Source organism: Pseudomonas sp. HMWF006, from assembly GCF_003061205.1.
GTDB lineage: Bacteria > Pseudomonadota > Gammaproteobacteria > Pseudomonadales > Pseudomonadaceae > Aquipseudomonas > Aquipseudomonas monsensis.
In genome coordinates, this window is sequence record NZ_QAIU01000616.1 from 1,779 (window position 1) to 7,356 (window position 5,578).

At 62.7% G+C, this 5,578-nt stretch carries 5 protein-coding genes; all 5 read left to right on the forward strand.

The window, feature by feature from the left end:
• On the forward strand, positions 1-1,649 hold a 1,649-nt coding region (locus tag DBR24_RS28640), incomplete at its 5' end, for a primosomal protein N' (protein WP_256591939.1).
• Between the two features lie 213 nt (positions 1,650-1,862).
• Positions 1,863-3,599, forward strand: a complete 1,737-nt coding sequence (argS, locus tag DBR24_RS28645) for an arginine--tRNA ligase (RefSeq protein WP_128616379.1) — start codon at positions 1,863-1,865, stop codon at positions 3,597-3,599.
• Position 3,600: 1 nt separating this feature from the next.
• Complete coding sequence (locus DBR24_RS28650; RefSeq protein ID WP_123470742.1) at positions 3,601-4,317, forward strand: SPOR domain-containing protein; 717 nt, start codon at positions 3,601-3,603, stop codon at positions 4,315-4,317.
• Between the two features lie 247 nt (positions 4,318-4,564).
• Positions 4,565-5,101 (forward strand): ATP-dependent protease subunit HslV, encoded by a 537-nt coding sequence (hslV, locus tag DBR24_RS28655; RefSeq protein ID WP_003220875.1) that lies wholly within the window; start codon positions 4,565-4,567, stop codon positions 5,099-5,101.
• A 49-nt stretch (positions 5,102-5,150) separates the two neighbouring features.
• Positions 5,151-5,578 (forward strand): AAA family ATPase (locus DBR24_RS28660; RefSeq protein WP_128616380.1); only part of this gene is annotated, 428 nt, incomplete at its 3' end.

Sequence of the window (5,578 nt, forward strand, 5' to 3'; positions counted from 1 at the left end):
GTCATGAGCACTGGCTGGCCCAGCCGGAGTTGCCACTCAACACCGAACAACGCGCCGCTTACGAAGCGATCCGGGCCGGGTTCGACAGCTATCACGCTTTTCTGCTGGCCGGGGTCACGGGCAGCGGCAAGACTGAAGTCTATTTACAGCTGATCCGCGAAACCCTCGAAGCCGGCAAACAGGCGCTGGTGCTGATCCCGGAGATCAACCTCGGCCCGCAAACCCTGGCGCGCTTCGAACAGCGTTTCAATGCGCGCATCGCCTTGCTGCATTCGGCCGTCAACGACCGCGAACGCCTTGACGCCTGGCTCGCGGCCCGTGATGGCGAGGCCGACATTATTATCGGCACCCGCTCGGCGCTGTTCACCCCGATGAAGAACCCGGGGCTGATCATCATCGACGAAGAGCACGACGGCTCTTATAAGCAGCAGGAAGGTTTGCGCTACCACGCCCGGGATCTGGCGCTGGTACGCGCACGGCAGGAAAACATCCCGATCGTCCTCGGCTCCGCCACGCCTTCGCTGGAAAGCCTGCACAACGCCTACACCGGACGGTATGGGCTCCTGCGCCTGAATGAACGTGCCGGCGGTGCCAAGCAACCCCGTTTCTTGCGGCTGGATGTGAAAAGCCGTCCACTGGACAGCGGCATTTCCGGGCCGATGCAGCAAGCCATCGGCCAGACCCTCGCCAATGGCCAACAAGTGCTGGTGTTCCTCAACCGTCGCGGTTTCGCCCCGACGTTGCTGTGCCACGATTGCGGCTGGATGTCCGAGTGTTCGCGCTGTGACGCGCGGATGACCGTGCACCAACGCTACGGCGAACTGCGCTGCCATCACTGCGGTTATGTCGAACGCACGCCGCGCCAGTGCCCGAAATGCAACAAGGTCGATCTGCGCCCGGTGGGCGCCGGCACCGAGCGGGCCGAAGAGCGGCTGGCGATTCTGTTTCCCGATTACCCGGTGCTGCGGGTCGATCGCGACAGCACCTCGCGCAAGGACGCGATGAATCAGTTGTTCGCGACGATCCAGAAGGGGCAGCCGTGCATTCTGGTCGGCACGCAGATGCTGGCCAAGGGGCACCATTTTCCGCGCGTCACGCTGGTGTCGATCCTCGATGCCGATGGCGGCCTGTTCTCCGGCGACTTCCGCGCCAGTGAGCGTATGGCGCAGTTGATCGTGCAGGTGGCCGGGCGCGCCGGGCGGGCAGAAGAGCCGGGCAAGGTGATCATCCAGACACACCTGGCCGACCATCCTTTATTAGTGCAGTTGACCGAGCAGGGTTACTTCGCCTTTGCCGAGCAGGCCCTGAGTGAGCGCCGCGCTGCGGGGCTGCCGCCGTTTGCGCATCTGGCGCTGTTGCGTGCCGAAGCGCACAAGCCGGGGCAGGCTGAAGGCTTTCTCGATGAAGCGTGCAGCGAGGCCGAACGCTTGCTGGCCGAGCAGCATCTGAGCGGGATTGAGCTGCTCGGGCCGGTGCCGGCGCCGATGGAACGGCGGGCCGGGCGCTATCGCGCGCAGTTGTTGCTGCAGGCGACAGCACGGGCGCCCCTGCATCGGTTGCTCGCCAGTTGGTTGCTGGTGCTGGAGCAGATGCCGAGCGGGCGGGCGGTGCGCTGGTCGCTGGATGTTGATCCGGTCGATTTGTACTGAAGCTCAATAGATCGCAGCCTGCGGCAGCGCCTGCAGAGGAATAGGCAATTACCTGCAGGCGCTGCCGCAGGCTGCGATCTTTTGCCTTTGATGTCACCACATATCCATAAGCGGCCTGCTAAGGTTGGCAAGCCCGTCTTCGCAACGGATAATGCCCAGTTTTTCCACCCGCGCATTGATGCGCCGCCGCGCTTGCGGTCGAAAGAGAAGACCATGAAAGACACCATTCGCCAGCTGATCCAACAAGCCCTCACCCAACTCGTCAACGAAGGTGTGTTGCCTGAAGGCCTGTCGCCGGCGATTCAGGTGGAGAACGCCCGCGACAAGACCCACGGCGACTTCGCCAGCAACATCGCAATGATGCTGGCCAAGCCTGCGGGCATGAAGCCGCGCGATCTGGCGGAAAAAATCATCGCCGCGCTGCCGGCCGACGAAAACGTCACCAAGGCCGAAATCGCCGGTCCGGGCTTCATCAATTTCTTCCAGAACACCCAGGCCCTGGCCAATCGTCTCGATGCCGCCCTGGCCGACGCTCACGTCGGCGTGCGCAAGGCCGGCCCGGCGCAGCGCACCGTGGTTGACCTGTCGGCGCCGAACCTGGCCAAAGAGATGCACGTCGGCCACTTGCGCTCGACCATCATCGGCGACGGCGTGGCCCGCGTGCTGGAATTCCTCGGCGACGAAGTGATCCGCCAGAACCACGTCGGCGACTGGGGCACCCAGTTCGGCATGTTGATGGCTTATCTGCAGGAAAACCCGATCACCAGCGACGAGCTGTCTGACCTGGAAAACTTCTACCGCGCCGCCAAGCAGCGTTTCGACGAGTCCGAAGAGTTCGCCGACCGCGCCCGTGGCCTGGTGGTCAAGCTGCAGGCCGGCGACGCCGAGTGCCTGGCACTGTGGACCAAGTTCAAGGACATCTCGCTGTCGCACTGCCAGAAGATCTACGAACTGCTCAACGTCAAACTGACCATGGCCGACGTGATGGGCGAAAGCGCCTACAACGACGACTTGATCAATGTGGTCAACGACCTGAAAGCCGCCGGCATGCTGGTCGAGAGCAACGGCGCCCAGTGCGTGTTCCTCGACGAGTTCAAGAACGCCGACGGTGACCCGCTGCCGGTGATCATCGTCAAGGCCGACGGCGGCTACCTGTACGCCACCACTGACCTGGCGGCTGTGCGCTACCGCAGCGGCAAGCTCAAGGCCGACCGCGCGCTGTACTTCGTCGACCAGCGTCAGGCCCTGCACTTCCAGCAAGTGTTCGCCGTGGCGCGCAAGGCCGGTTTCGTGACCCATCCGATGGAGATGGAACACATGGGCTTCGGCACCATGAACGGCGCCGACGGCCGTCCGTTCAAGACCCGTGATGGCGGCACCGTGAAGCTGATCGACCTGCTGACCGAAGCGCAGGAACGTGCCTACAACCTGGTGAAAGAAAAGAACCCGGAACTGGCCGAAGACGAACTGCGCAACATCGCCAAGGTGGTCGGCATCGGTGCGGTGAAATACGCCGACCTGTCGAAACACCGCACCAGCGACTACAGCTTCAACTTCGACCTGATGCTCAACTTCGAAGGCAATACCGCGCCGTACCTGCTGTACGCCTATACCCGTGTGGCCGGGGTGTTCCGCAAACTGGGCAAGGACTTCAGCGAAGTCGATGGCCAGATCGTGCTGGAAGCCGCGCACGAGCAAGAGCTGGCGGCGAAACTGGCGCAGTTCGGCGAAGTGCTGAACAACGTGTCCGACAAAGGTACGCCGCACATTCTCTGCACCTATCTGTACGACGTTGCCGGTCTGTTCTCCAGCTTCTACGAGAACTGCCCGATCCTCGCCGCCGAAACGCCGGCCCAGATGCAGAGCCGTCTGCGTCTGGCCGCGCTGACCGGTCGTACTCTCAAGCAAGGCCTGGAACTGTTGGGCCTGGAAACTCTGGAGCGTATGTAAGTTGGCTGCCAAGAAAAAACCTGCACCCAAGCGTGGCGCCAGCCGTTACCAAGCTCCTGCGAAGCAACCGATTCCGGGTTGGCTGTGGATGGCCATCGGCCTGACGGTCGGCGCGTTCATCGTGTTCCTGATGAAACTGGAGCCGGGCAAGGGCAGCGACACGGTCAAGCGCGAGAAGGTCGAACAGGCGCAGCAGCAGAAAGCGTCGAAGATCGCCGAGGCCAACAAGACCCCGCCGAGCCCGACGCAACCGGTGAAGCCGAAGTACGACTTCTACACCTTGCTGCCGGAATCGGAAGTGATCGTGCCGCCGGACGCCGTGCCGGAGAAAACCCTGCCGACGCCGCAAGTACCGGCGATCCCGACGACGCCGGTCACCCCTGCGGAAGCGGCGAAGATCGACACCGCGCGCGCGCAGGCAGCACTGGCCGGGATCACCCCGCCGCCAGCGCCACCCGTGAGCAAAGCGGCGCCCGTGACCAAATTCTTCCTCCAGGCGGGTTCGTTCCGCAAAGAGGCGGATGCCGACAAGGTCCGTGCACAGATCATTCTGCTCGGCCAGGCCGTGGCGGTTGAGTCCGGCACCGTGAAGGATGAGACCTGGTACCGCGTATTGGTCGGCCCGTTCAGCAACCGCGAACAACTGACTACGGCCCAGAAACAACTGGCCGGCGCCGGCTTCAGCAACCTGTTGTTACAACAACGCCAGAGCCGCTGATTTCGTCAGAGTCACCGTGTCATCGTTCTTCGTCGGAACGCCGCCCGGAGCAGGCTCGCTCCCACAGGCTATGCGCTGTCCCTGTGGGAGCGAGCTTGCTCGCGAAGGCGTCATAACCAGCACCACAAAATTCTGATCTGCCCGGCGCCGTTCGTCCCTCCGCACCCTCCCCGGTTGAAATCCTCTCCAGCACCCCCATATGAATGGGCATAAGGCATTTTCGCCCCGCTGCGTGGAGACTCTTCCCTTGACCACCATCGTTTCAGTCCGCCGCCACGGCAAAGTCGTCATGGGCGGCGACGGCCAGGTTTCTCTCGGCAATACCGTGATGAAAGGCAACGCCAAAAAGGTGCGTCGCCTGTACCACGGCCAGGTCATCGCCGGTTTCGCCGGTGCCACCGCCGACGCCTTTACCCTGTTCGAACGTTTCGAAGGCCAACTCGAGAAACATCAGGGCCACCTGATCCGCGCCGCCGTCGAACTCGCCAAAGAATGGCGCACCGACCGCTCCCTGAGCCGCCTCGAAGCCATGCTCGCGGTCGCCAACAAGGACGCATCCCTGATCATCACCGGCAACGGCGACGTGGTCGAACCCGAGAATGGCCTGATCGCCATGGGTTCCGGTGGCGGTTACGCCCAGGCTGCGGCCAGCGCGCTGTTGAAAAAGACCGACCTGTCGGCCCGTGAAATCGTCGAAACCGCACTGGGCATCGCTGCCGACATCTGCGTATTCACCAACCACACTCAGACCATTGAGGAGCAGGATCTCGCTGAAGAAGCCTGATACGGCCCCTGTGCCACGGCTTGTTTCTGCTTGAGGACCGTCAATTACTATGTCCATGACTCCCCGCGAAATCGTCCACGAACTCAACCGCCATATCATCGGCCAGGACGATGCCAAGCGCGCCGTCGCGATTGCCTTGCGCAACCGCTGGCGCCGCATGCAGCTGCCTGAAGAGCTGCGCGTTGAAGTGACCCCGAAAAACATCCTGATGATCGGCCCGACCGGTGTCGGTAAAACCGAGATCGCCCGTCGTTTGGCGAAACTGGCCAACGCGCCATTCATCAAAGTCGAAGCGACCAAGTTCACCGAAGTCGGCTACGTCGGTCGTGACGTCGAATCGATCATCCGTGATCTGGCCGACGCCGCGATCAAGATGCTTCGCGAGCAGGAAATGACTCGTGTGCGTCATCGCGCCGAAGACGCTGCCGAGGATCGTATCCTCGACGCACTGCTGCCGCCGGCGCGCATGGGCTTTAG